A 26,473-nucleotide genomic window follows, 5' to 3' on the forward strand; every position below is an offset into this window, starting at 1 on the left:
CGCGTGCAAGTCGTCCTTGCTGGCTAAGGCCAAACACCTCTTGGCGAGGTGGTCCCCACAATACTCGGTACGTACTGCTGTTCTTTCGCGCTACTTCGTCAGGATCAGCTTGCCCAGACGCGTCGCGCGCAATTGATACGTCTCCCCGTTATGCACGATCGCGATGTGGCTGCGGCCTTGCAGCAGCACGTCGCTGCGCACCGAGCGGTCGCCGTTCGCATCGGTCGCCGATACGCGGTCTGTCGTTTCAGCCGAAGCCTTCGGGCGGGTGATAGCCGCGTCGCGAACAACCGGGCGGCGCAGCCTGAGCGTGGTGGATCGCAGCGTGTCGGTCATGTCGGTGTTGAGTGCCGTCGTTGATTCGATGGATCCATACTAAATGATAATCATTCCTATTTGCAACTAAGGCTTTCCGATGAAAACGCGGTTTCCGATAGCCGCGCTTCATCCGCGAGCCTCAGTGCAACGGACTCTCGCCCGTGCGTCCGTGCGCGTACTGACGAATCAGCCGCACCGTGTCGATATCCGACTCGCGATACGCCGACTTCACGATTTCCTGCGTCTGCCGCTCGTCCGGCGTGGAGTTCTCGTTTTCCGGCAGCGTCGTGCTGTAGGTAAAGCGCAGGAAAAGCTGCATGGCGTCCGGCTGCTCGATGGCCATGGTCAGCGACCCGCCGACGTGCTCCGCCGTCGGCAGGATGTCGTAGCGCACGCTGTTGTTCGGATCGAGCGTCACGCGATCGCGCACCACGGCCTGGCCGTAATGCAGCTCGCGCTCCATCACGTCGCCATCACGGGACAGAATCGCGCAACTATCGAGGCCCAGCACGAAAAGCTGCGGCTGTTCCGCGCGCAGCACGAGACCTTCCCACAACTGCTCGCGCGTCAGCGAGTCGACGAGCGGGTTGTGCGGATCGTTGATCTGGATCAGGTGTTCGAAATTCAAAACGACGTTTCCTTGGACGTTCGTGACGCCCGATCACACCGGTTCGGCGGGAACGAGTCCCGAGTCGATGCGGATGGCACCGGCCAGAACCTTGTGCATCGGGCAGGCATTGGCAATTTGCAAGAGACGTTCCCGTTGCGTTTCGTCGAGCGGGCCGTCGAGTGAGATACGGCGATCGATCACGGTGCCGTCCGCCGTGCTTGTCATCGACAGCTCGACGCGCAGCGATTCCAGCGGCCAGCCCTTGCGCTTCGCGTACATGCGCAGCGTGATGGACGTGCAGGCGCCGAGGCTCGACAGCAGGAGCGAAGAAGGCTGCGGCGCCGTGTCCGCGCCGCCGAGGCTGGCGGGCTCGTCGGCGAACCACGTGTGCGTGCCGTCTTCCAGGCGGGTTTCGTAATCGGCGCGGCCGATAGTGGCGATCACGACAGGAGCGGACATGCGCGTTTCCTCAATTTCAGTCGATGACAGGTCGAACTCGACGACGGACAAGCGCGAAAAACGGCGCCGGCCGAACGGTCATTGTGACGCAATGTCCCCGTTCTTGCCGCGCCGTTTCGCTTTATTTCAACCCGACGATATGCGGGCAGGCCGCGCTCAGTGCGCGATCGCGCCCATCTTTCCCGTCTGATAGTCGATGACAGCCTGCCGGATCTCGTCTTCCGTGTTCATCACGAACGGGCCGTAGCGCACGACCGGCTCCTTCAGCGGCACGCCGCCGAACAGCAAAACTTCGACGGGTTCATCTCCGGCGGCGAGCGTGATGGTGTCGGCATCGTCGCGGAAGATGACCATCTGCTGCGCGCGGACCGGCTGGCTCTGCGGGCCGTACAGCGCGGTGCCGGACAGCCCGTACGCGAAGACGCGGAAATCGCGCGGCACGCGATGCTCGACCTTCGCGCCCGGCTTCAGCGAGAAATGCTGATAGAGAATGGGCGTGCGCGTTTCGATCGCGGCCTTCACGCCGAGGGCTTCACCCGCGATCACCTTCACGCGCACCTTGCCGTCTTCGCTCGTCGCGACCGGGATGCGCTCCGACGGAATCTCCTGATAGTGCGGCGCGATCATCTTGTCGCGCTGCGGCAGGTTCACCCACAGTTGCAGGCCATGCACTCGGCCGCCGCGCTGCGTGAACGCCTCGCCCGGCATTTCGCTATGCACGACGCCCGCGCCGGCGGTCATCCATTGCACGTCGCCCGGACGCAGCGTGCCGGAATGCCCGGCCGAATCCTTATGGCCGAATTCGCCTTCCAGCATGTACGTCACCGTTTCGAAGCCGCGATGCGGATGATCCGGCGCGCCTTTCGCCTCGCCGGGCGCGTAGTCGACCGGGCCCATTTCGTCGAGCAGCAGGAACGGATCGAAGTCCATCAGAAGACGGGTCGGAAACGGGCGATGCACGACGAAGCCGCCGCCTTCGACGGTGCGCATTGCGGGAATGATGCTGGAAATGGTCCGGCTCATGAAGTTTTGCCTCGCGTCGCCATTAGGGGAATAGCGATAAATGTGAAACACGAAGCTATTATATGGGCCGTATTTCGCGGGAAAAGACGCCCCCGCGCAATGGATTGTCCTGCTGCGATAAACAAACCGGCCTCGCGCCGGCGACAACGGCCAATGCCGAACACGACATGACTCCCGACTCGCACGATCTCAACGATCTGATGTACTTCTCGCACGTCGTCGAACACGGCGGGTTTTCCGCAGCCGAGCGCGTGCTGGGCATTTCGAAGTCGCGCCTGTCGCGGCGCGTGTCCGAACTGGAGGCATCGCTCGGCGTGCGGCTCTTGCAGCGTTCCACGCGCAAGCTCGCGCTGACCGAGGCGGGGCAGTTGTTCTACCAGCATTGCCAGGCGATGCTCGCCGAGGCGCAGGCCGCCGTCAACGTCGTGCAAAGCCTGCGCGATTCGCCGCGCGGCACCGTGCGCGTGAGCGTGCCGGTGACCATCGCGCAGACGTTTCTCGCCGCCGTGATACCGGATTTTATGCATCGCTACCCGGAAGTGCGCGTCGTGCTGCGCGTGACGAACCGCGTCGTGGACCTCTTCGAAGATGCGATCGACGTCGCGCTGCGCGTGCGCTCCGAACCGCCCGCGAGTTCCAACGTCGTCGCGCGGCCGCTCTGGCGCACGCAGCAGATGCTCGTCGCCGCGCCTTCGCTGCTCAAGCCCAACGCGCCGCCGATGACCGTCGCCGATCTCGCGCAATACGACACGCTGGACATGCCGTCGGCGGACGGCCGGCACGTGTATCGCCTGATCGCGCCGGACGGCACGCGCCACGAATTCGAGCACGAGCCGCGGCTCGTCACCGCCGATCTTTCGATGATCCGCGAAGCCGTGATGCGCGGCGTCGGCATCGCCGCGTTGCCGGAGATGATGTACGGCGCGCCGCTCAGAACGGGCCAATTGTCGCCGGTCATGCCCGGCTGGACGTTCCCGACGCCGCAGCTGTACGCGGTGTTCCTCTCGCGACAGGGCATGGTGCCGGCCATTCGCGCGTTCGTCGATTTTCTGGTCGAATGCATCGACGACGGCAAACGCTTTCCGGGCGAATGTCCTGTCATCGAGCATCCGGAGCAAGAAACGGTTTGATGGCGTGGAAGCGGTGCATCGCCTAAGACATTGAAGCGTGCGCTTGTGATGGAGAGATTCAATCGGCGCCAATCTTGTACGGCGAAATCGGCGGGGTTATATTGGGGTTCCTTTCGCTAAGGAGCTTCTTATGCGAAAACTGACGGCTACTCTGATAGTTAGCCTGATAGGGCTGATCGCGCTGTCCGTGTCGACCACGGCTGCCGCATGTGACGGTTCTGGCGGCTCCGGCTATTCGAGCCCCAAGTAATCGCCTCGCCCGAATGCGCTGAGCGCGCACGAAACAGGCCTTCATCCGACGATGAAGGCCTTTTACTTTGATGCTCCTTCGAAGGCTATTTGCCCCTCTTCGGCTGCGTCACGAAACCGATCTTCGACAAGCCGCCCGCCTGCGCCGCCGACATCACGTCGGCCACGCGCTCATACGGCACCTTGCGATCCGCACGCAAGTGCAATTCCGGCTGCGGCGTCTCGCGCGCGGCCTGCGCGATGCGCGCGTCGAGCGCCGCGTCGTCGATCTTCTGGTCGTTCCAGAGAATCGTGCCGTCGGCCTGAATCGCGACGTCCACGTGCGCGGGCTTTTCGTCCTGCGGCTGGCTGCTCGCGTGCGGCAAGTCGATCTTGACCGCGTGATGCATCGCGGGAATCGTCACGAGAAAAATGATGAGGAGAACGAGCATGACGTCGACGAGCGGCGTCATGTTGATCTCGCTCATCATGCCGTCGTCTTCGTCGCCGGCGAATGGGCTCATGGCCATGCGAACCTCCGCTTAGCTCGCGCGCGTCGCGAGACGCAGGCTGTCGGATTGCGCATTCGTCGCGCGCTTGCTCGACGACAGCTTCGAGCCCGTCACGAAGAACGCGTGCAGGCCGTGCGCGAAGCGGTTCAGCTTCGTCACGATGCTCTTGTTCGCGCGGGTCAGCGCGTTGTAGCCGAGCACCGCGGGGATCGCGACGAAAAGGCCGAACGCGGTCATGATGAGCGATTCGCCGACCGGCCCCGCGACCTGATCGATCGACGTCTGCCCGGTCGCGCCGATGGTCAGGAGCGCGTGATAAATGCCCCACACCGTGCCGAACAGTCCGACGAACGGCGACGTGCTGCCGATCGACGCGAGCACGGCCAGCCCCGCCTGCATGCGGCCGACGCTTTCGTCCATGACGTCTTTCAGGCAGCGCGTGATCCAGTCGGAGACATCCATGCGGTCGTGCAGATGCGGCTGCGTCTGGTGATGATGGTCCGCCGCTTCCTGGCCGGCGAGCGCGAGCGCGAGGAACGGGTTGTCGGCCGCGCTCGACGACTGAGCGCCCAGCTTCTCGATGCCGTCGTTGAAGTCGTCGGAGTGCCAGAACGCCTGCTCGGCGTTCTTCGTGAGACGCTTGAGCCGCACGACGTTCCACCCCTTGACGACGATCACCGTCCACGAAAGCACCGACATGATGACGAGCGCGAGCGCGATGCCGCGCGTCACGAAGTCGCCTTGCGCCCAGACGTGCGCAATTCCGTAGTTTTGCATGGCTGTTTCCTTGTTCCCTTGTTTCCCAAAAGCGGTCAGTCGTTCAGGCTGAATACGAACGGTACGGTGGCCGTGGCGCGGATCGCCTCGCCGTTTTCCTTGTACGGCGTGCACGCGCTCGAACGAACGGCGTCGAGGGCGGCGTCGTCGAGGCGCGACGAGCCGCTGCTTTTTTGCAGCGCCACGCTTTCGATCTTGCCCGAGACGCCGACTGTCAGCTTGACGAGCGTCGTGCCGGTTTCGCCACGGCGGCGCGACATGGCGGGATAGTCCGGCTGCGCGATATTGCACGACAGACGCGCGACGTTCTTCGGCGCGGCGAGGTCCATCGTCGGCTTAGCCGTGGCTGGCGCGGCGGCTGCGGCCGGCGCGCCAGCCACGGCTAAGCCGACGANGCTTAGTCAGGGCGCTCTGCAGTGAAACCCATGAAACGTGGCTGGAGGACAGCCGCTATCTGAACATGGCCCTGCTGGCCGAGCAGAAGAAGGAGTTCTTGCGCGCTGCTGCATAGCGGCGTGCGGCGTTCGGCGCTGCGGGCTACGCCCTTCGCACCGAACGTCGCACAGAAGGATCAACTGAAACCACTGGCATCCGGTTTCTGCACAGCTTGACGCACACAACTGGCGGAAGCCCCCGCTGCGCAACGTATAAGTTCTGTAGCCCAGTGGGTCACGTAACCCACCAGCGTCCCCGAATTGTCCCCAGAGTGTCCCTGAAGGCAACCGTCAGGGACGCAAACGCCGCTAACCCTTTGATATTTTGAAGTAAGTGCTGGTGGGCCGGGTGGGACTCGAACCCACTGTCGGTCGATTATGAGTCGACAGCTTATACCAGTTAAGCTTCCGGCCCCTGCGCAAACGGAGGGCAAAAAGAAAGCGCCGTGCGGCGCTTTCTGATGCTTCAGAAGGATGCCAAAGGCGACACTCGAAGGTCTGCGAGTTTGCCTTACAACGTCTCTCAATACAAGCCCGAGACGCGCTTCAATTGCCTTCGAGGAACGATTTCAACTTGTCCGAACGGCTCGGATGGCGGAGCTTGCGCAGCGCCTTCGCCTCGATCTGGCGAATCCGCTCGCGCGTCACGTCGAACTGCTTGCCAACCTCTTCCAGCGTGTGATCCGTGCTCATCTCGATGCCGAAACGCATGCGCAGCACCTTCGCCTCACGCGGCGTCAGCGAATCGAGCACGTCCTTCACGACATCGCGCATACTCGCGTGCAACGCGGCATCCGAAGGCGCCACCGTGTTCGTATCTTCGATGAAATCGCCGAGATGCGAATCGTCGTCATCGCCGATCGGCGTTTCCATCGAAATCGGCTCCTTCGCGATCTTCATGATCTTGCGAATCTTGTCCTCGGGCATTTCCATCTTTTCGGCAAGCGTCGCCGGGTCCGGTTCCAGGCCGGTCTCCTGCAAAATCTGCCGCGAGATACGGTTCATCTTGTTGATCGTCTCGATCATGTGAACCGGAATGCGAATGGTGCGCGCCTGGTCCGCAATCGACCGCGTAATAGCCTGGCGAATCCACCACGTCGCGTAAGTCGAGAACTTGTAGCCGCGACGATATTCGAACTTGTCCACCGCCTTCATCAGGCCGATATTGCCTTCCTGAATCAGATCGAGGAACTGCAGTCCGCGATTCGTGTATTTCTTCGCAATCGAAATCACGAGACGCAGATTCGCCTCTGTCATTTCGCGCTTGGCCTGACGCGCCTTCAGTTCGCCCGCCGCCATCTGGCGGTTCGTTTCCTTCAAATCCTTCAGCGGCAACACGACGCGCGCCTGCAAATCCAGAAGACGCTGCTGCTGTTCGCGGATCGCCGGAATATTGCGCTCGAGCACCGCGCTGTAATCGTGTCCTTCCGCGACGACTTTGTCGGCCCAGTCGAGGTCCGTCTCGTTGCCCGGGAAGCGGGTGATGAATTCGGCGCGCGGCATGCCGCACTTGTCCACGACCGTATGCAGAATCTGACGCTCGACCTGACGCACTTCGTCCACCTGCGCGCGCAGCGTGTCGCACAGGCGCTCGACGGTGCGGGCCGTGAAGCGGATCGACATCAGCTCGGTCTGAATGGCTTCCTGCGCCTTCAGATACGCCTTCGACTTGTAGCCTTCTTTCTCGTAGGCGCGGCGCATTTTGTCGAACCACTCGCTGATGAGCGAGAACTTCTCGAGCGACTGGCGCTTGAGCGCCTCAAGCTGGGCGGCGTTCGCGCTGGCTTGCGCGGCGCCGTCATCGTCGTCCTCTTCTTCGTCGCTTTCCTCGTCGGCTTCCTCGTCCTCGGATTCGATCGCCTCGGCTTCCTGTTCGGAGAAGCCGTCGGTGTCTTCCGCGTTCGGGTCGATCAGGCCGTCGACGAGTTCATCGACGCGCGTTTCCTCGTTCTGCACGCGCTCGGCCATTGCGAGAATGTCGGCGATGGTCGTCGGGCAGGCGGAAATCGCCATGACCATGTGCTTAAGGCCGTCCTCGATGCGCTTCGCGATCTCGATTTCGCCTTCGCGGGTGAGCAGCTCGACCGTGCCCATTTCGCGCATGTACATGCGCACGGGGTCGGTCGTGCGGCCGAACTCGGAATCGACCGTGGAAAGCGCGACTTCGGCTTCTTCCTCGACTTCGTCGTCGGCCGAAGCGTTCGGTGCGTTATCGTTCAGAAGCAGCGTTTCAGCGTCGGGCGCCTGCTCGTACACCGCCACGCCCATGTCGTTGAACGTGCTGATGATGCCTTCGATCGCCTCGGTTTCCGTGAAGTTGTCCGGAAGGTGATCGTTGATTTCGGCGTACGTGAGAAAACCGCGCTCCTTGCCGAGCTTGATGAGCGCGCGCAGCTTCGAGCGGCGCTCCTCCAGTTCTTCGACCGTGCCAGGCGCGCTCGAAGCGAACGCGTCTTTCAGCAGCGCCTTCTCCTTGGCGCGGCGGTCGCGTGCCTTGGCCTTTTCGACCTTCGCCACGGGTGCCGCGGCAGGCTCTGCGGTTTGCGTTGCGTCGTCTTCGACGGGTACATCGTTCAGCTTTTTCGTCATGGAGTTCGCCATACAGGCTCTAGTCTCGACTCGCGGCTGCCGGACGGCAACCGATGGAACCGTGAATACCCAATGCGCACGTGCCTCAACCTGCGTGGCTGCGTGCCCTGCCCGGGGCTCTATCGCGGTTCGAGCGATGCGCTCGAACGTGAATCGCTCCTACCCGCAATAGCAGCCGCTTCCCTTGCGCCCGTCTGTTCGTCGGCGTGCTTACCCGCCTGTTCTTCGTGCCGCCCCTCGCTTAACCGGGGAAATCGCCGGTTCTGCGGATCGCGACAGCCGATTCAGCCAGCGCCCTGCCACTCTCGCAAATTCCTCGAAACCTTCCGTACGTCCCGCCGCTCCCAATCCTGCTAACCGGCAAAACGGTACAACTCGTTGAAAAAAAGCAACGAATTTTCAACTTTTTATTATAGCAGTTCACCTTCCGCGATCCGGGCTTGCGCCCCGCCCCGCCTTGATCTGCGCGACTTTCGCCGACAGATCCGAGAATTCCGCCACCTCCTCCGCCGAGAGGCTCGCCTGCCGCGCGAGTTGGTCGAGCCGTGCCCGGTAACTGTCGTGCCGCAGCTTGACGACAGTAGCCAGCAACTCTTCCGTCAGCAGACGCTTTTGCTCGTCGACGCGCTGCGCGGCGTCTTCGTCGGATGGGTCGCGCAACAGCAAATCACGCACGTTTTCATCATAGGCGAGAATTTCCTGGAAGATATCCTCGTAGGTCGGTGCATTTGCTGCATTTCTTAAAACGTCCGACAACATCTGAAATTCCGCCGCGCCACCGAGTTCGCGTACATGACCGAGCACTTCGCTGAACAGTTCGCCGTGTTCGGTCATGGTCACGAGCGTGCGTTCGCTCTCTTCATCGAGCGATGCCGCGATGCCCGGATACATCACCAGATTGCGCAGCGCCCGCTGCTCCTGGCCCGTCACGCGGCGGCGCTCGCTTTTCGGCACCGATGCGCGGGCGACGGCAGCCGCGCGGGAATCGATATCGCACAGCGCCGCAATTTCCGTGAACGGCGTGTCGAGCCGGTCCGCAAGCATATGCAGGATCTGCACCCGCAACGCGTTCGCCGGCAGCGCCTGCAGAAGCGGCTTCGCGTCGAAAAGCGCCTTCGCGCGGCCCTCCGGCTGCTCCAGTTCCTTGTCGTTCAGAACTTCGTTCAGCAGGAATTGCGACAGCGGCATCGCGCGATCGACCTGTTCGCCGAAACCGTCCGTGCCGAACTCGCGCACGTAGCTGTCCGGATCGTGCTCTTTCGGCAGAAAGAGGAACTTGATGGTCCGGTTGTCGGCGGCGTGCGGCAGCGCCGCTTCGAGCGCCCGGCGGGCAGCGCGCCGGCCGGCCGAATCGCCGTCGAAGCTGAACACCACGGTGTCGGTCTGCCGGAACAGCTTCTGCACGTGGATGGGCGTGCAGGCCGTGCCGAGCGTGGCGACCGCGTTCGCAAAACCGAGCTGCGCGAGTGCGACGACATCCATATACCCTTCGACGACGAGCGCGTAGCCCAATTCCCGGATCGCGAGACGCGCTTCGAAGAGGCCGTAAAGCTCGCTGCCTTTGCTAAATAAAGGCGTTTCGGGGGAATTCAAATACTTCGGCTCGCCGCCGTCGAGCACGCGCCCGCCGAAGCCGATGACATTGCCCTTCACGTTGCGGATGGGGAACATCACGCGTTCGCGGAAGCGGTCGTAGCGGCGCGGCTGGCCTTGCGCGTCGGTCTTTTCGCTGACGATGACGAGGCCCGCTTCGACCAGATTGTCGTTGCGATAATCGGGGAACGCGGCCTCCAGATTCTGCCAGCCGTCCGGCGAGTAGCCTAAGCCGAAGCGCGCCGCGATCTCGCCGGTCAGCCCGCGCTTTTTTAGATACGCAATGGCATCGGGCGCCGCGCGCAATTGCTTCCTGTAGAAATCGCAAGCCGTCTGCATGACTTCCGTCAACGCGACGCTCACCGCCTTGCTGGGCGCGTTCTCGTTGTTATAGCCGCCGCCCCGGAAAGAATTCGAGGGTTCCTGCGGCACCGTCAACCCCGCGCCTTGCGCCAGGTCCTTGACGGCCTCGGGGAACGTGAGCCCCGTGTGCTCCATGAGAAAGCCGATGGCCGTGCCGTGCGCGCCGCAGCCGAAGCAATGGTAGAACTGCTTCGTCGGACTGACCGTGAACGACGGGCTTTTCTCGTTATGAAACGGGCACAGGCCCATGAAGTTCGCGCCGCCCTTCTTGAGCTGGACGTAGCGGCCCACCACGTCGACGATATCGACGCGGTTGAGTAAATCCTGCAGAAATGCGTGAGGGATCACCTGATGCGAGCGCGGCGTGCGTTATTTCGCGAGTGCCGCTTTCACCTGCGCGGAAACGGCAGTCATGTCCGCCTTGCCCGCAAGCTTTGGCTTGAGCACGCCCATGACCTTGCCCATGTCCTGCGGGCCGGCCGCGCCCGTCGCGGCGACGGCGGCCTGCACTTCGGCGGCGATGGCGTCGGCCGAAAGCTGCTCCGGCATATACGCGGCGAGCACGGCGAGTTCGGCGTTTTCCTTAGCGACGAGATCATCGCGGCCCGCGGCCTGGAACTGGCTCACCGAATCCTTGCGCTGCTTGATCATTTTGTCGATGACGGCGGTCACGCCCGCGTCGTCGAGCGTCACGCGATCGTCGACTTCGCGCTGCTTGATGGCCGCGAGCAGCAGGCGGATCGTGCCGAGGCGCTCGGTTTCGCGTGCGCGCATGGCAGTCTTCATGTCGTCGTTGATCTGGTCCTTGAGGCTCATCTTTCACCCGGTGCAATTGCGAAGAAAAAATTCCGGCTGACTGCCTGCGCCGCGAAAGCAAAAACCCGCTTGGGGACGTTCCTCAAGCGGGACTGTAAGCGGGCCGTCTGGAGCGTGCAGCGATATGCGCCGCTGGTCGCGTCAGCCAGAGCGAAGAAGCGCGGCAAAGGGCGCGCGGGACTCCTCCGATGACCGTCCGAGTATAGCAAACGGGTCTGCCATCCGAGACCCGTGAAACACCTGCCGCGAGGACGTTTCAGGCGACTTTCGCGGCGCCGTGCGCGTACTCCGCCGCTGCCTTTCCCGCCGCCACGCCGGACGCCCAGGCCCACTGGAAGTTGTAGCCGCCGAGCCAGCCGGTGACGTCCACCGCCTCGCCGATGAAGAACAGGCCGGGCGCGCGCTCGCTCATCATCGTGGCTGACGAAAGTTCGCGTGTATCGACGCCGCCGCGCGTGACTTCGGCCTTGCGATAGCCCTCGGTGCCGCTCGGCGTGAGCGTCCAGCCTGACAGCGACGCGCCGATCGCCTTCAGCGTGCGGTCGGGGAGATCGGCGAGGCGCGCATCGACCGGCACACGCTGCGCGTCGAGCCACGCGTGCGCGAGGCGCGCGGGGACGTATTCAGCCAGAAAGTTGCCGATCTGCTTGCGCGATCCGGCTTTCGCTTCCAGCATCAGTTCGGTGGCATCGAGTTCGGGAAGCAGATCGACGCGAATCGGCTCCGACGTGTTCCAGTAGCTCGAAATCTGCAGCACGCCCGGCCCCGACAGCCCGCGATGCGTGAGCAGCAGGTCTTCGTCGAATTCGCCGCGCGTCTTGCCGTTTCCGGTGCTGATGCGGACCGGCAGCGAAAGCCCCGACAGCGCGGCGAACGGCGCCCAGTCGGCGGAGGTGAACGTCAGCGGCACGAGCGCGGGCCGCGTATCGACGAGCTTGTGCCCGAACTGCCTGGCAATGCGATAGCCGAAGTCGGTCGCGCCGATCTTCGGGATCGACAGGCCGCCCGTCGCGATGACCAAGGCCGCCGCGCCGATGGCGCCAGCGGTTGTATCGAGTGCGAAGCGCGCGCCGTCCTGACGGATCGCGTGCACGCTCACCGGCCGGCGCCACGCGACGCCGCCCGCGTCGCATTCGCGACGCAAGACGTCGATGATCGTTTCGCTGGAATCGTCGCAAAAGAGCTGGCCCTTATGCTTCTCGTGCCACTTCACGCGATGCTGCTTCAGCAGCGCGAGAAAATCGCGCGGCGTGTAGCGGGCGAGCGCCGAACGGCAGAAATGCGGATTCGCCGACAGGAAATTGACCGGCTGCGTGTTGACGTTCGTGAAGTTGCAGCGCCCGCCGCCCGAAATGCGGATTTTTTCGGCGAGACGCTCGGCGTGGTCGATCAGCACGACGCGCCGGCCCGCCTGAGCGGCAACGGCCGCGCACATCATGCCGGCCGCGCCCGCGCCGATAACGGCGATATCGAAGGATTCCATGCCGCGCATTGTAACTGCCGCCGTGAAACGCGCCTTGCGACCCGCTGCTATACTTTTTGGTTCACTTTGATGCACCCAATGGATGTCACCGCCATGCTCGTTCTCGGCATCGAAAGTTCCTGCGACGAAACCGGCCTCGCGCTCTACGACACCGAGCGCGGCCTGCTTGCGCACGCCCTTCACTCGCAGATCGCCATGCATCGGGAGTACGGCGGCGTCGTGCCGGAACTCGCTTCGCGCGATCACATTCGCCGCGCGTTGCCGCTGCTCGAACAGGTGATGAGCGAGGCGCAAGTGGAGCGTCAAAGCATCAACGCCATCGCGTTCACGCAGGGACCGGGGCTCGCGGGCGCGCTGCTCGTCGGCGCGAGCATCGCCAATGCGCTCGCGATGGCCTGGGACAAGCCGACTGTTGGCATCCACCATCTCGAGGGGCATCTGCTCTCGCCGCTGCTGGTCGATTCGCCGCCGCCCTTTCCGTTCGTCGCGCTGCTGGTGTCGGGCGGCCATACGCAACTGATGCGCGTCACGGACGTGGGCGTCTACGAGACGCTCGGCGAAACGCTCGACGACGCCGCCGGCGAAGCCTTCGACAAGACCGCGAAGCTGCTGGGCCTCGGCTATCCGGGCGGCCCGGAAGTGTCGCGGCTCGCCGAATTCGGCACGCCGGGCGCAGTCACGCTGCCGCGCCCCATGCTGCATTCCGGCGATCTCGACTTCAGCTTCAGCGGCCTGAAGACCGCCGTGCTGACGCAGAGCCGCAAGCTCGGCGCGTCGGGCGGCAACGTCTGCGAACAGGCGAAAGCGGATCTGGCGCGCGGTTTCGTCGATGCCGCCGTCGACGTGCTGGTCGCGAAATCGCTCGCGGCGCTGAAGAAGACCGGCCTCAAGCGGCTCGTGGTGGCAGGCGGCGTCGGCGCGAACCGGCAGTTGCGCGAAGCACTGTCGGCGGCGGCGAAAAAGCGGCGCTTCGATGTGCACTATCCCGACTTGTCACTCTGCACCGACAACGGCGCGATGATCGCGCTGGCGGGCGCGCTGCGGCTCGCCCGCTGGCCGGAGCAGGCCGTGCGCGACTACGCGTTCACCGTGAAGCCGCGCTGGGATCTCACTTCGCTCGCGCGGACCTGATCGCGTCATTTCGGCGGATCGAACGGCTGCACGATGGCGTTGAACACCGGCAGCGTCTCGCAGCGGTCCGCATGAGCGATGAGCGACGGCCAGCGCGTGTCCGCGAAAAGCTTCGGATGCGCTTCGCGCGCGAAGCGCAGCGCGCACGCTACCGCGATGTCTGAATGCCCGATCGCATCGCCGAACCAGAACGGCGTCGGGCGCGCGGCGCGGTCGGCTTCGAGCACGCCTAGAACGCGCTCGACCTGCCCCGTGCAGCGATCCACCCACGCCTGAGACTTCTCCTTGTGCAGCACGCGTTCGTACACGAGCGCGACGGCTTTGTCGGCGAGACCCGTGGCGAGCGCGCAGACCCTTAGCGCGTGACGCCGTGCAGCGCCGGCCGGCGCGATCAGCGCGCGCTCGCGGCCCGCCTGCTCGTCGAGATAGTCGAGAATCATCGCGCTTTCGATCAGCACGTCGCCGGAATCGAGCACGAGCGTCGGCACGCGAATCAGCGGATTGAACGGCGCGATCTTGTCGGCATCGCCGAACACGGACCACGGGCGATGCTCATACGCCATGTCGTACAGCTTCAACGCGATGGCGACGCGCCGCACGAACGGAGAGTCGTATTGGCCGATCAGGATCACGATGCGCTCCGTGAGAGGGACGGAAGAGCATTCTACGGCTGGGCGCGTTAGGCAAACAACGGCAGCGCGAAGCACACGGATATCGGTCGGGGCCTACGAAGGAGCGGCGTCAGAAGAAGGCGAGGCAGCGCCGCGTTCGCCATGGCGAGTGCGGTGGCGGTCGCGTCCAGGGTCCGGTGTGCGCGACACTGGGCGATGCCTGACCGAATACGTCCGCAGAAACGAGCATCGCCGTCAGCAGCGCCGACGTGCGTGCTCGCGACGCCGAATGCGGGCGCCGCCGCCAGAGAGGCAAAGCAAGCGCGTCGAGGCCGCCCGCCATCCGCTGCATCGACAGCACGCGCGCCCCGCGCCAACGCCAACCGAATCCGCATGAAGAAAAGCCGGCCACAAGGACCGGCTTCCGCTCGACTCGCCTCCCGCACGCACGCACGCACGCACGCACGCAATCAGCGTTTGTCCCGCTCGATCACCGCATACGCGCTGTGGTTGTGAATCGACTCGAAGTTCTCCGCTTCCAGCACATACCGGAGGATGCGCTCGTCCGCGTTCAGCCGCGTCGCGATATCGCGCACGAGGTCTTCCACGAACTTGGGATTCTCATACGCGCGCTCGGTCACGAACTTTTCGTCGGGGCGCTTGAGCAACCCCCACAGCTCGGACGACGCTTCTTCTTCAGCGATGCGCACCAGTTCTTCCACCGCCACGTAGCCCGTCAACTCCGCCGTGATGGTCACGTGCGACCGCTGATTGTGCGCGCCGTACTGCGAAATCTTCTTCGAGCAGGGGCACAGGCTCGTCACCGGCACGAGCACTTTGAGCGACAGACGCGTCTCGCCGTCGCGCTTCTCGGCGATGAACGTCGCCTCATAGTCCAGCAGGCTCTGCACGCCGGACACGGGCGCGGTCTTCATCACGAAATACGGCAGGGTCACTTCGATGCGGCCGGAATGCGCTTCGAGTTTCGCCAGCATCGAGGCGAGCATGGCGCGCAGCGCGGCCTGATCGAGCGGCTCCCGATGCTCTTCCAGCAGCGCGACAAAGCGCGACATGTGCGTGCCCTTCTGATCCGCCGGCAAATGCACGTCGAGATTCCACACGCCCACGCTCGGCTGCACGCCGCTTTCGGTACGCACCGTCAATGGATGCCGCACGCCTTTCACGCCGACGCGCTGAATCGCGATCTGGCGCGTGTCGGGCGTGCTCTGAACATCGGGCATCACGAAGGCGGGATTCATCTGATTCATTTGTTATGTCCTTTTGGCACCGACGCGCACGCCGCGCGGCGCTGTTCGGTGAAACGCAAACGGCGCGGGACTTTGCCCGCGCCGTCAGCCAACACACTGCGGCCATTGCCGATGAACGGCGCGCCCCGAGCGCCCGTGGCCGCTCTCGCGTCAGGCGACGCGCTTGGTCAGCTTGCCCGCGGCTTCGACGGCGGACAGGAAACGCTCGCGGATGGAGCGCGCGATGCCGGCCGCATCGAGTCCGACGCTCGCGAGCAGCTTGGCGGGATCGCCGTGGTCGATGAAAACATCGGGCAGGCCGAGTTGCAGCACCGGCTTCACGACGCCGCTCGCAAGCAGCGCCTCGACGCACGCGGAACCCGCGCCGCCCATAATGGTGCCTTCCTCGACGGTCACGAGCGCGTCGTGCGTCGCGGCGAGTTCGCGCAGCAAGTCCGCGTCGACGGGCTTCACGAAGCGCATGTTCGCGACGGTGGCGTCGAGTTCCTCGGCGGCCGCGAGCGACGGCGCGACCATCGTGCCGAACGCGAGAATCGCGATGCGCTTGCCGGAACCCATCTTCTGCGCAGACTGACGGCGGATTTCGCCCTTGCCGAGCGGAATCGCGGTCATCTGCTTGACGGTCGCGACGCCCGCCCCCGCGCCGCGCGGATAGCGCACGGCCGTCGGATTCGGCTGCTGAAGCGCCGTGTACAGCATCTGGCGGCACTCGTTTTCGTCGGAGGCGGCCATCACCGTCATGTTCGGGATGCAGCGCAGGAACGCGAGGTCGTAATTGCCCGCGTGCGTCGCGCCGTCCGCACCGACCAGGCCCGCGCGGTCGATTGCGAAGACCACCGGCAGATTCTGCAACGCGACGTCGTGGATCAACTGGTCGTAGGCGCGCTGCAGGAATGTCGAGTAAATGGCGACGACCGGCTTCATGCCGTCCGCAGCCAGCCCGCCCGCGAACGTGACCGCGTGCTGCTCGGCGATGCCGACATCGAAATAACGGTCCGGGAAACGCTTCTCGAATTCGACCATGCCCGAGCCTTCGCGCATGGCCGGCGTGATGCCGACGACGCGCGAATCCTGCGCGGCGGCGTCGCAGAGCCATTCGCCGAACACCTGCGTATAGGTCTTTTTCGACGGCGCCGTCGACGGCTTGATGCCTTCGGCCGGATTGAACTTGCCGGGGCCATGATAGAGCACCGGATCGGCTTCGGCGAGCTTGTAGCCCTGGCCTTTCTTCGTGACAACGTGCAGGAACTGCGGACCGCGCAATTCCTTGATGTTCTGCAGCGTCGGGATGAGCGAGTCGAGATCGTGCCCGTCGATCGGGCCGATGTAGTTGAAGCCGAACTCTTCGAAGAGCGTGGCCGGCACGATCATGCCTTTCGCGTGTTCTTCGAGCTTGCGCGCGAGGTCGAGCACCGGCGGCGCGGCGCGCAGCACGCGCTCGACGCCCGCGCGGGCGGCGGCATAGAAACGGCCCGACATCAGGCGCGCGAGATGGCGGTTCAGCGCGCCGACCGGCGGCGAAATCGACATGTCGTTGTCGTTCAGGATGACGAGCAGCGGCAGGTCGTCGGCGACGCCCGCGTTATTCATCGCCTCGAACGCCATGCCCGCGGTCATCGCGCCGTCGCCGATCACGGCGATCGAATATTGGTTGTCGCCTTGCAGCTTGTTCGCGACCGCCATGCCGAGCGCCGCCGAAATCGACGTGCTCGAATGCGCAGTGCCGAACGTGTCGTATTCGGATTCGCTGCGGCGCGGAAAGCCGGAAATGCCGTTGAGCTGGCGCAGCGTCGGCATCTTGTCGCGGCGTCCGGTCAGAATCTTGTGCGGATACGTCTGATGACCGACGTCCCAGACGATGCGGTCGCCCGGCGTATCGAACACATAATGCAGCGCGATCGTCAGCTCGACCGTGCCGAGGTTGGACGACAGATGGCCACCCGTCTGCGACACGCTGTCGAGCACGTAGGCCCGCAGTTCGTCGGCAAGCGGCTGCAGTTGACGTCGATCGAGGGCACGCAAATCGGCCGGATCGTCGATGGTTTTCAGCAAGTCGTACATCGTCGTCCCATTTAGGAAAACTGGCGTGATTCGTTCAGCGCGACGATGACGTTCGCGCCGTGGGCCTCGTCACGCGTTCAACAATTAATGCGCCCGGTTCACGACCAGGTCGGCAAGTTCGGCAAGACGCTGCGCGCGCCCGCCGAACGGCTGGATGGCGGCGTGCGCGTCGCGGCCGAGCTGCGCCGCGAGTTCGCGCGACGCGTCGAGTCCGATGATCGACACGTAAGTCGGCTTGTCGTGCTGCGCGTCCTTGCCGGCGGTTTTGCCGAGCGTCGCGGAGTCCGCGGTGACATCGAGAATATCGTCGACGACCTGGAACGCGAGCCCGACCGCGGCAGCATACTGATCGAGCGCGGCGAGCGCGTCCGCGCCCGGCTCGTCGCCGGCAAGCGCGCCCATGCGCACCGACGCACGCAACAACGCGCCCGTCTTCTTGCGATGCATCGTTTCGAGTTCCGGCCGCGACAGCTTGCGCCCGACGCTTTCGAGGTCGATGGCCTGCCCGCCCGCCATGCCGACCGAGCCGCTCGCGACCGCCAGTTCGCGCACGAGCGCGGCCTGCTGACGGTCCGACAGACCATTGCCCTCGGCCGTCAGCGCGATGAACGCCTGAGACTGAAGCGCGTCGCCGACGAGCAGCGCCGTCGCTTCGTCATATTGAATGTGTACCGTAGGCTTGCCGCGACGAAGCGCGTCGTCGTCCATCGCGGGCATGTCGTCATGCACGAGCGAATAAACGTGGATCATTTCCAGCGCGGCGCTCGCGGCCTCGACCGCGTGTGCGCTCGCGCCGGTGAGTTCGCCGGCTGCGTGAACGAGCAGCGGACGCACGCGCTTGCCGCCGCCGAGCACCGCGTAGCGCATGGCTTCATGCAGACGCGCCGGCGCGACGTCCGTGCCGGGAAGACAGTGCTCGAGCGCCGTTTCGACGCGGTCGAGCGTGGCGCGCATCCATTGTTCGAAGGTCATAGGTCGTCGTCCCCGTTGTCGTTCGTAGCTCCCGTACCCTGGGCGGCGCGCTGGACTTCGGCGGGCAGCGGTTTGAGCGTCTCGCCGTCGAGCACGCGAACCTGCTGCTCGACCTTTTCGAGCTGCTGCTGGCAAAAGCCTACGAGCGCCGCTCCCCGGCGGTACGCCGCAAGCGATTCCTCGAGGCTCAGCGCGCCTTCTTCCATGCGCGCCACGAGCGATTCGAGTTCGGCCAGCGCCGCTTCGTAATTCTGCGGAAGCGGCGAGGCGTCCGCGCCCGGCGCATCGGCGCGGGCTTCTTCGCTTGTTGCGTCTTCTGCGGTCTTCGCCATGAATCGTGGATGTGCGGTGAAAAAATTGGAACCAAGTCGCACATTCTACGGCAAAAGCCAGTTTTTCGACCCGCATCCCGTGCGCGCGCTACGGCAGCGAGGCGCACGACGTGCGACGGGGCATCCCCCGGCAGGCGCGCGGAACAACGCTTGCGCAATGTCAGCGAAATGCGTTTTCGTCGGAACTCTCGCGACAATTTATACCCAAATCAAGACCTTATGCGCCCCAGCGAGGCGGATTTCGGTATAATCGCGGGCTCCCTAAATCGAATCTTCGATGGTTGGGTTGTTCACTGCTTTCACGTCTTAACGGGAGTGGGAATGTCCAATCTGAGCAATGCATTGCAGTTGAAGGCTGTCCATAGTCAACTGCCAGTCACGGCTTACTTTGACGATGCGCTTCTAACGCGCGAACTCGACGTACTTTTCAAGCAAGGTCCACGCTATATCGGGCACGAACTCATGGTCCCCGAGGCGGGGAACTATTTCGCGCTTCCCGGCGAGGGCGAAGGGCGCGTGCTCGTCCGCAATCAGCAAAACAGCATCGAACTGCTTTCCAACGTGTGCCGCCACCGTCAGGCCATCATGCTGAACGGGCGCGGCAGCGCGGACAACATCGTCTGCCCGCTGCATCGCTGGACGTATGATCTGAGCGGCCAGTTACTCGGCGCACCGCATTTCGCGGACAAACCGTGCCTGAATCTCGGCGCAACGCCGCTGCAGAACTGGCAAGGGCTGCTCTTCGAGGCCGAAGGCCGCAACGTCGCGGCCGATCTCGCCAAACTCGGCACGGCGCGTCACTTCGATTTCTCGGGCTTCATGTTCGATCACGTCGAAGTCCACGAGTGCAACTACAACTGGAAGACCTTCATCGAGGTCTATCTGGAGGACTACCACGTCGCGCCTTTCCATCCCGGCCTCGGCAGTTTCGTGTCGTGCGACAACCTTGAATGGGAATTCGGCGACTGGTACAGCGTGCAGACGGTCGGCGTCCACAAGAATCTGGAAAAGCCCGGCAGCCCCACGTACCGCAAGTGGCACGATCAGGTCCTGCGCTTTCGCAACGGCGCGCCGCCGGAGTTCGGCGCCATCTGGATGGTGTATTACCCCGGTCTCATGATCGAGTGGTATCCGCACGTGCTCGTCGTGTCGTGGCTCATTCCGCGCGGCACGCAGAAGACGACAAACATCGTCGAGTTCTATTACCCCGAGGAGATCGCGCTGTTCGAGCGCGAGTTCATCGAGGCCGAACGCGCCGCGTACATGGAAACCGCCCGCGAGGACGACGAAATCGCCGAGCGCATGGACGCGGGCCGTCGCGCGCTCATGTCGCGCGGCGAGAATCAGGTCGGGCCCTATCAAAGTCCGATGGAATCCGGCATGCAGCACTTCCACGAGTTTTTGCGGCATCAGCTCGGCAGCATTTGAGCGCGGCGGCATGATTACAAGAGACGGGCTTTCGGGCCCGTTTTCTTGTTTACACTAGGCGTTCATCCACTTCGAAGTCCGTGTCGAAGACCATCAGGAGCCGCCATGCCGCACACTCACTACACCACGCTCATTTCCGCGGCCAATCTCGCCGAACGGCTCGCCGACGCGCCCGGCAGCGTGCTCGTCTTCGACTGCCGGTTCGATCTGGCCGCCCCGGAAGCGGGCGAGACCGCCTACGCCGCTGGCCACATTCCCGGCGCGCATTACCTGCATCTGGACCGCGACCTCTCCGGCGCGAAAACCGGCACGAACGGCCGGCATCCGCTGCCGGAGCGGGCGGCGCTCGTCGCCCGGCTCGCGAGTTTCGGCTTGAACGAAGGTCAGCAGGTTGTCGCCTACGACGCGCAAGGCGGCATGTACGCCGCGCGTCTCTGGTGGCTTCTGCGCTGGCTCGGGCATGATTCCGTCGCCTTGCTCGACGGCGGCCTGCAGGCGTGGGAGACCGCAGGCAAGCCACTCGACACCGCCGTGCCGCCGACGACGCAGGGCACCTTCAAGGCCGGCCAGCCGCTGCAAGTCACCGTCGATGCACGGGCGATCGAGCGCAGCATCGGCACGCGCGATCATCTGCTGATCGATGCGCGCGCCGCCGACCGCTATCGCGGCGAGAACGAAACGATCGATCCGGTCGGCGGCCATATTCCCGGCGCGCTCAATCACTTCTTCAAGAACAATCTGACGCAGGAAGGCCGCTTCAAAACCGCGCACGAACTGCGCGAAGCGTTCGGCTCGCTGATCGGCGAGACGCCGACGGATCGCGTCGTGCTGCAATGCGGATCGGGCGTGACGGCGTGCCATAACGCGCTCGCGATGGAAATCGCCGGGCTGCACGGCGCGGCGCTGTACCCCGGCTCATGGAGCGAATGGAGCGCCGATCCTGGCCGCCCCGTCGCCACCGGCGCGAACCCCTGATCCGTCTTACTTGACGCCGCGCTCGCGGAACCACGCGAGCGCGCGCTTCCAGCCGTCTTCGGCGTCGGCCTTGCGGTAGCTCGGACGATAATCCGCGAAGAACGCGTGCGGCGCGTCGTCGTAGACGACGAACTGCGAGCCGCGCGCGCTCGGCGGCCCGTTCGCGATGGCCTGTTTCATCTGCTCGATGGTGTCCTGCGGGATGCTCGGATCCTGCCGCCCATACAAGCCGAGCACGGGCACTTTCAGTTCGGCGGCATTGTCGATGGGATTGCTCGGCGAATTCGCCGTCTTGTTGCCGGCGAGCCGCCCGTACCACGCAACCGCCGCCTTCACGCGCGGATTGTGCTCCGCGTACAGCCACGTGATGCGCCCGCCCCAGCAGAACCCGGTGATACCGAGCCGCTTCAGGTCGCCGCCGTGCTCGCCCGCCCACTTCACGGTCTCGTCGATATCGGAAAGCACCTGCGAATCCGGCACTTTCGAGACGAGCTGATCGTTGAGTTGCTGGATCGACGGATACACCGACGCATCGCCTTGCCGCGTGTAAAGGTCCGGCGCGATGGCCAGATAGCCGAGCTTGGCGAAGCGGCGGCAGACATCGGCGATATGTTCGTGCACGCCGAAAATCTCGTGAATCACGATGATGACCGGCAGATGCGTCTTGCCCAACGGCTGCGCGCGATACGCGGGAATCAGCGTGCCGTCCGCGCCGCGAACGCCTATCGCGCCGGCTTCCAGGCCGTCGGCATCGGTATGAATGGTCTGCGCGGAGACGGGCAGCACGGCCGCCGCGAAGCCGGTGCCGAAAGCGGCCTTGATGAACGTGCGTCGGTCGAACGGAACGTGCGGAATGAGGCTGTCGACTTCGGGAGTCAGCATTGGAAGCTCCTGCGGCATGCGCCGCCAACGCGCCGCGATGCGGGCGCTCGCGTCGTCGAGCCACAGCCGCACCGATGGCACTGAACCGGAAACCGCGCTGGCGTCTCCGAAGGAAACAGCGCGGCGCTACACGACTGGTTTCGGGCGGCAAGCCGCATCGCCCGCAGCGCCCGACATGGCGCGCCGCTCATTCTAAACAGCTTTGTCGCGAAGGCGTGCGCGTCAGTGCAGCTTCACGCGCGGCGCGGTGGACCGGCGCAGCCAGTGCGCGAACGTATCGAGCACCATGCGCGCGTAGCCGTGCAGCGCCGCGACGTGCAGCCGGTACAGCGACATGTACATGAAGCGCGCGAAGAGCCCTTCGATCAGCATGTTCCCGCCGATCAGCCCGCCCATCAGATTGCCGACCGCGCTGTAATGCCCGAGCGAAACCAGCGAGCCGAAATCGTGATAGGTGTATTCGGGCAGCGGCTTGCCGTCCATGCGGCGCGTGAATGCCTTGAACAGGAAACTCGCCTGCTGATGCGCCGCCTGCGCGCGCGGCGGCACGTTGCGTTCGTTGCCCGGCCACGGACACGCCGCGCAATCGCCGAGCGCGAAGACGTTGTCGTCGATCTCGGTCTGCAGCGTGCGGCGCACGATCAACTGGCCGAGGCGATTGGTCGGCAGGCCGTCGAGTTGCGCGAGCACCGCGGGCGCCTTGATGCCCGCCGCCCACACCGTCAGATCAGCGCGGATCATCTTGCCGCTCGCGGTGCGGATCGTGTCGCGCGTGACTTGCGCGACCGTCTCGCCCGTCATCAGCTTCACGCCGAGCTTCGTGAGCAGTTCCGCCGTCGCGGTCGATACGCGCTCCTGCAACGCCGGCAGAATGCGCGGCCCCGCTTCGATCAGCACGATGCCGATGTCATGCTTCGGATCGAGCTTGTGCAAGCCGTACGCCGACAGCACTTGCGCGGTGTTGCGCAGTTCCGCCGACAATTCGACGCCCGTCGCGCCCGCGCCGACGATCGCGATCTGAATGCGCGGCGCCGCTTCCACGATGACGGGCTCTTGCGCTTGCGCGGCCCCTTCCACGGCGAGTTCCGGCACGACGTGCTCGGCGCGCATGCACGCGGCGATCAGCCGTTTGCGAAAAAGCTCCGCCTGACCGACCGTATCGAGCGCAATCGAGTACTGCTGCGCGCCCTCGACGCCGAAGAAATGCGTCGTGCTGCCAATGGCGATTACGAGCGTGTCGTATTCCAGCTCTCGCTCGGGCAGCAATTCACCGGCTTCGTCGTCGCGCAGCGCGCCGATCGTAATGCGCTTCGCCGCGCGGTTCAGGCCGATGAGCTCGCCTTGCTGAAACTCGAAACCGTGCCACAGCGCCTGCGCCGCGTATTCGAGTTCCTGCGTGAACGGGTCCATGCTGCCCGCCGCGACTTCGTGCAACAGCGGCTTCCAGATGTGCGTCGGATTGCGATCGACGAGCGTGATCTGCGCGCGCGCCGCCTTGGCGTCCGCCTTGCCTTCGCCCGAACCATAGCGGTCGCCGAGACGCGTCGCGAGTTCGAGACCGCCGGCCCCGCCGCCGACGATAATGAAGCGATGCATGAAAACCTCTCCGTTTGCCTGATGGAATGCACGGCGCTATCCGCTCGCCTCGCTGCCTCATTGTGCGTGATGCGACGCGGCATTCACAAGCGCCGCCGTCGCATGTCCGGCATATGCTCGCTGCCGGCCGCTCAGTGCGCCCTCAGTGTGCTTCCTCCCAGTTGTTGCCGACGCCCACTTCCGCGACCAGCGGCACTTGCAGCGCAGCGACGCCGCACATGAGCTCGGGCAGACGCTTGCGCACGTCGGGCAGTTCTTCTTCGGGCACTTCGAGCACGAGTTCGTCGTGAACCTGCATGATCATCTTGGTTCGCAAGCCCGCGTTTTCGATCCAGTCCTGCACCGCGATCATCGACATCTTGATGAGGTCGGCGGCGGTGCCCTGCATCGGCGCGTTGATCGCGGCGCGCTCCGCCGCCTGACGACGCGGGCCGCTGCCGCCGTTGATCTCGGGCAGCCACAGGCGCCGCCCGAACACGGTTTCGACGAAGCCGTTCATCTTCGCCGTGACGCGCGTGTTTTCCATGTAGGCGGCCACGCCCGGATAGCGCGCGAAATAGCGGTCGATATAGAGCTTCGCCGCGTCGCGCGTGATGCCGAGATTCGACGCGAGGCCGAATGAACTCATGCCATAGATCAGGCCGAAGTTGATGACCTTGGCGATGCGCCGCTGGTCGTTGTCGACTTCGAGCGGCGTCACGCTGAACACCTCGGATGCGGTCGCGCGGTGCACGTCCTCGCCTTCCTTGAACGCGCGCATGAGCGATGCATCGCCGGAAATGTGCGCCATGATGCGGAGTTCGATCTGCGAATAATCCGCCGACACGATCTTGCTGCCCGGCGGCGCGATGAACGCCTCACGAATGCGCCGGCCTTCGCCGGTTCGCACCGGGATGTTTTGCAGATTCGGCTCGTTCGACGACAAGCGCCCGGTCACGGCGACGGCCTGCGCGTAGTTCGTGTGCACGCGCCCCGTGGATGGATTGACCATGCGCGGAAGCTTGTCCGTGTACGTCGATTTGAGCTTGGACAGCGCGCGATGTTCGAGCAGCACCTTCGGCAACGGATAGTCTTCGGCGAGCTTTTGCAGCACTTCTTCGTCGGTGGAAGGCGCGCCGCTCGGCGTCTTCTTGACGACGGGCAGTTGCAGCTTCTCGAAGAAGATCTGGCCGATCTGCTTCGGCGATCCGAGATTGAACTCGCCGCCCGCGTGCTCATACGCCTGCGTCTGCAATTCGATCAGGCGCTTGGCGATCTCGTTGCTCTGCGCGTCGAGCTTCGCGCGGTCGATCAGCACGCCGTTGCGCTCGATCTTGCGCAGCACGCGCGACGTCGGCATTTCGATATCGCGGTACACGCGCAGCAGGCCCTCTTCGTCCGCGACCTGCGGATAAAGCGCCTGATGCAGGCGCAGCGTGACGTCCGCGTCCTCCGCTGCATATTCGGCGGCCTTGTCGAGCGCCACTTCATCGAAGCCGATCTGCGCCGCGCCTTTTCCGGCCACGTCTTCGTACTTGATGGTCTTCACGCCTAAATGCCGCAACGCGAGGTTGTCCATGTCATGCGGCCGATGCGACTCCAGCACGTACGATTGCAGCAAGGTGTCATGCTCGACGCCGTTCAATGCGATGCCGTGATTCGCGAGCACCTGCTCGTCGTATTTGAGATGCTGGCCGACTTTCTTCTTCGATGCACTTTCGAGCCAGGGCTTGAGCTTCGCGAGCACTTCATCGCGCGGCAATTGCACGGGCGCGTCCGGCCCGCGATGCGCGACCGGAATGTAGGCGGCATGCCCCGCCTCGACGGCCACCGATAAGCCGACGATCTGCGCGACCATCGGATCGAGCGACGTGGTTTCCGTGTCGAACGACGTGATCTCGGCGGCCTCGATGCGCGCGAGCCATGCATCGAACTGTTCCCACGTCTGCACGGTCTCGTAGTGGTGAACGATCTCGGTGACTTCGGCGGGCGGCGTATCGGTCGGGCCTTCGACCGCGTCCGCGATTTCGATCTCGCGCAGCCAGGTCTTGAAGCCGTGACGCAGGAAGACATCGCGCAACTCATCGCGTGATTCGGGACGCGTTTGCAGCGTCTCGTCGATGGAGTCGATCTGCGAAGCGAGGTCGCATTCCGTGTGCACGGTGACGAGCTTTCTGGCCATCGGCAGGAAGTCCAGAGCCTTGCGCAGATTGTCTCCTACCGCACCTTTGATCTCGCTTGCGTGTGCGACGATGCCATCGAGCGTTTCGTATTGCGTGAGCCACTTGAGCGCGGTCTTGGGTCCGCATTTTTCGACGCCCGGCACGTTGTCGACGGTATCGCCAATGAGCGATAAATAATCGACGATGCGCTCCGGGGGCACGCCGAACTTGTTCACGACGCCTGTGCGATCGAGCGTTTCGTTGGTCATCGTATTGATGAGGGTGACATGATCCGTCACGAGTTGAGCCAGATCCTTGTCGCCCGTCGAGACGATTACCTTCATGCCGCGCTTTTCGGCCTGCACGGCGAGCGTGCCGATGACGTCGTCGGCCTCGACGCCTTCGATCATCACGAGCGGCCAGCCGAGCGCGCGCACCGCGACATGGATGGGCTCGATCTGCTTGCTGAGGTCTTCGGGCATCGAAGGACGGTTGGCTTTGTACTCGGCGTACCAGTCGTCGCGAAAGGTCTTGCCCTTTGCGTCGAAGATGCACGCGCTATACTCTGCATTGATTTCGCGGCGCAAGCGCCGCAGCATGTTCACCATCCCATACAGTGCGCCGGTGGGACCGCCGTCGGGACCACGCAGGTCAGGCATCGCATGGTAGGCCCGGTACAAGTAGCTAGAACCGTCGACCAATAGCAGGGTCTTACCTTCAAGACTGAGTTCTTCAGGCATT

24 protein-coding genes and 1 tRNA gene are annotated in these 26,473 nt (G+C 64.1%); 5 read left to right on the top strand and 20 right to left on the bottom strand.

The features are described from left to right. Positions 1–90: 90 nt before the first annotated feature. The 4 genes from hemP to GV035_RS14715 form a co-directional block, all read right to left on the bottom strand. Positions 91–336, bottom strand: a complete 246-nt coding sequence (gene hemP, locus GV035_RS14700; RefSeq protein ID WP_159835785.1) for a hemin uptake protein HemP — start codon at positions 334–336, stop codon at positions 91–93. Positions 337–457: 121 nt separating this feature from the next. Further along, positions 458–946, bottom strand: a complete 489-nt coding sequence (locus GV035_RS14705) for an SRPBCC family protein (RefSeq protein ID WP_159835786.1) — start codon at positions 944–946, stop codon at positions 458–460. Between the two features lie 33 nt (positions 947–979). Continuing rightward, entirely contained in the window at positions 980–1,387 is a 408-nt protein-coding gene (locus tag GV035_RS14710; protein ID WP_159835787.1) for an OsmC family protein, read from the bottom strand. A gap of 156 nt (positions 1,388–1,543) precedes the next feature. Next, positions 1,544–2,410 (bottom strand): pirin family protein, encoded by an 867-nt coding sequence (locus GV035_RS14715; RefSeq protein ID WP_159835788.1) that lies wholly within the window; start codon positions 2,408–2,410, stop codon positions 1,544–1,546. 167 nt (positions 2,411–2,577) lie between these two features. Between GV035_RS14715 and GV035_RS14720 the strand changes: the two genes are divergently transcribed. Beyond that, positions 2,578–3,540 (top strand): LysR family transcriptional regulator, encoded by a 963-nt coding sequence (locus GV035_RS14720; protein ID WP_159835789.1) that lies wholly within the window; start codon positions 2,578–2,580, stop codon positions 3,538–3,540. Positions 3,541–3,875: 335 nt separating this feature from the next. Here the strand turns inward: GV035_RS14720 and GV035_RS14725 are convergent, their stop codons facing one another. The 8 genes from GV035_RS14725 to GV035_RS14760 form a co-directional block, all read right to left on the bottom strand. Beyond that, a complete protein-coding gene (locus tag GV035_RS14725; protein WP_159835790.1) occupies positions 3,876–4,298 on the bottom strand; it encodes an ExbD/TolR family protein in 423 nt (140 codons plus the stop codon). 12 nt (positions 4,299–4,310) lie between these two features. Beyond that, complete coding sequence (locus GV035_RS14730; protein WP_159835791.1) at positions 4,311–5,057, bottom strand: MotA/TolQ/ExbB proton channel family protein; 747 nt, start codon at positions 5,055–5,057, stop codon at positions 4,311–4,313. A 35-nt stretch (positions 5,058–5,092) separates the two neighbouring features. Continuing rightward, positions 5,093–5,451, bottom strand: a 359-nt coding sequence (locus GV035_RS14735) for an energy transducer TonB (protein WP_159837928.1), incomplete at its 5' end; no start/stop codon positions are given. A gap of 378 nt (positions 5,452–5,829) precedes the next feature. Beyond that, positions 5,830–5,906, bottom strand: a tRNA-Ile gene (locus GV035_RS14740). Positions 5,907–6,037: 131 nt separating this feature from the next. After that, a complete protein-coding gene (gene rpoD / locus GV035_RS14745; protein WP_159835792.1) occupies positions 6,038–8,080 on the bottom strand; it encodes an RNA polymerase sigma factor RpoD in 2,043 nt (680 codons plus the stop codon). A 420-nt stretch (positions 8,081–8,500) separates the two neighbouring features. Next, positions 8,501–10,384, bottom strand: a complete 1,884-nt coding sequence (dnaG, locus tag GV035_RS14750; protein WP_159835793.1) for a DNA primase — start codon at positions 10,382–10,384, stop codon at positions 8,501–8,503. Positions 10,385–10,405: 21 nt separating this feature from the next. Beyond that, on the bottom strand, positions 10,406–10,852 hold the full coding sequence (locus tag GV035_RS14755) for a GatB/YqeY domain-containing protein (RefSeq protein ID WP_159835794.1): 447 nt from the start codon (positions 10,850–10,852) through the stop codon (positions 10,406–10,408). A 256-nt stretch (positions 10,853–11,108) separates the two neighbouring features. Next, positions 11,109–12,335: an NAD(P)/FAD-dependent oxidoreductase gene (locus tag GV035_RS14760; protein ID WP_236572612.1), complete on the bottom strand. Its 1,227-nt coding sequence runs from the start codon at positions 12,333–12,335 to the stop codon at positions 11,109–11,111. A gap of 93 nt (positions 12,336–12,428) precedes the next feature. Here GV035_RS14760 and tsaD point away from each other — a divergent pair, with 93 nt between their 5' ends. Continuing rightward, entirely contained in the window at positions 12,429–13,466 is a 1,038-nt protein-coding gene (gene tsaD / locus GV035_RS14765) for a tRNA (adenosine(37)-N6)-threonylcarbamoyltransferase complex transferase subunit TsaD (RefSeq protein WP_159837930.1), read from the top strand. Positions 13,467–13,471: 5 nt separating this feature from the next. On the opposite strand, the gene GV035_RS14770 is transcribed toward tsaD, so the two are convergent. The 5 genes from GV035_RS14770 to GV035_RS14790 all read right to left on the bottom strand — a co-directional run bounded on the left by GV035_RS14770 (position 13,472) and on the right by GV035_RS14790 (position 18,710). Continuing rightward, a complete protein-coding gene (locus GV035_RS14770; protein WP_159835796.1) occupies positions 13,472–14,098 on the bottom strand; it encodes a glutathione S-transferase family protein in 627 nt (208 codons plus the stop codon). Positions 14,099–14,547: 449 nt separating this feature from the next. Then, positions 14,548–15,345, bottom strand: a complete 798-nt coding sequence (gene folE2 / locus GV035_RS14775) for a GTP cyclohydrolase FolE2 (RefSeq protein WP_159835797.1) — start codon at positions 15,343–15,345, stop codon at positions 14,548–14,550. 150 nt (positions 15,346–15,495) lie between these two features. After that, positions 15,496–17,406 carry a 1-deoxy-D-xylulose-5-phosphate synthase gene (dxs, locus tag GV035_RS14780; protein WP_159835798.1) on the bottom strand — a complete coding sequence of 637 codons (1,911 nt, stop codon included), beginning with the start codon at positions 17,404–17,406 and terminating at the stop codon, positions 15,496–15,498. Positions 17,407–17,490: 84 nt separating this feature from the next. Beyond that, a complete protein-coding gene (locus GV035_RS14785) occupies positions 17,491–18,378 on the bottom strand; it encodes a polyprenyl synthetase family protein (protein WP_159835799.1) in 888 nt (295 codons plus the stop codon). Continuing rightward, positions 18,375–18,710, bottom strand: coding sequence for an exodeoxyribonuclease VII small subunit (locus tag GV035_RS14790; RefSeq protein WP_159835800.1), 336 nt, complete (start codon positions 18,708–18,710; stop codon positions 18,375–18,377). The genes GV035_RS14785 and GV035_RS14790 overlap by 4 nt, the downstream gene beginning before the upstream one ends. 321 nt (positions 18,711–19,031) lie before the next feature. On the opposite strand from GV035_RS14790, the gene GV035_RS14795 reads away from it, so the two are divergent. Continuing rightward, a complete protein-coding gene (locus GV035_RS14795; RefSeq protein WP_159835801.1) occupies positions 19,032–20,138 on the top strand; it encodes an aromatic ring-hydroxylating oxygenase subunit alpha in 1,107 nt (368 codons plus the stop codon). A gap of 105 nt (positions 20,139–20,243) precedes the next feature. After that, positions 20,244–21,113 (top strand): sulfurtransferase, encoded by an 870-nt coding sequence (locus tag GV035_RS14800; RefSeq protein WP_159835802.1) that lies wholly within the window; start codon positions 20,244–20,246, stop codon positions 21,111–21,113. Positions 21,114–21,119: 6 nt separating this feature from the next. On the opposite strand, the gene GV035_RS14805 is transcribed toward GV035_RS14800, so the two are convergent. Continuing rightward, complete coding sequence (locus GV035_RS14805) at positions 21,120–21,995, bottom strand: dienelactone hydrolase family protein (protein WP_159835803.1); 876 nt, start codon at positions 21,993–21,995, stop codon at positions 21,120–21,122. Positions 21,996–22,011: 16 nt separating this feature from the next. On the opposite strand from GV035_RS14805, the gene GV035_RS14810 reads away from it, so the two are divergent. Further along, positions 22,012–22,191 (top strand): hypothetical protein, encoded by a 180-nt coding sequence (locus GV035_RS14810; RefSeq protein ID WP_159835804.1) that lies wholly within the window; start codon positions 22,012–22,014, stop codon positions 22,189–22,191. Between the two features lie 26 nt (positions 22,192–22,217). On the opposite strand, the gene GV035_RS14815 is transcribed toward GV035_RS14810, so the two are convergent. Together GV035_RS14815 and polA are read right to left on the bottom strand one after the other, a co-directional pair. After that, the gene (locus GV035_RS14815) at positions 22,218–23,591 is read right to left on the bottom strand and encodes an NAD(P)/FAD-dependent oxidoreductase (RefSeq protein ID WP_159835805.1); all 1,374 of its coding nucleotides are present in this window, start codon (positions 23,589–23,591) and stop codon (positions 22,218–22,220) included. A gap of 142 nt (positions 23,592–23,733) precedes the next feature. Next, entirely contained in the window at positions 23,734–26,472 is a 2,739-nt protein-coding gene (gene polA / locus GV035_RS14820) for a DNA polymerase I (protein ID WP_159837932.1), read from the bottom strand. Position 26,473: the final 1 nt, after the last annotated feature.

This window comes from Burkholderia sp. 8Y, from assembly GCF_902506145.1.
In the GTDB taxonomy this organism is placed as follows: Bacteria; Pseudomonadota; Gammaproteobacteria; order Burkholderiales; family Burkholderiaceae; genus Caballeronia.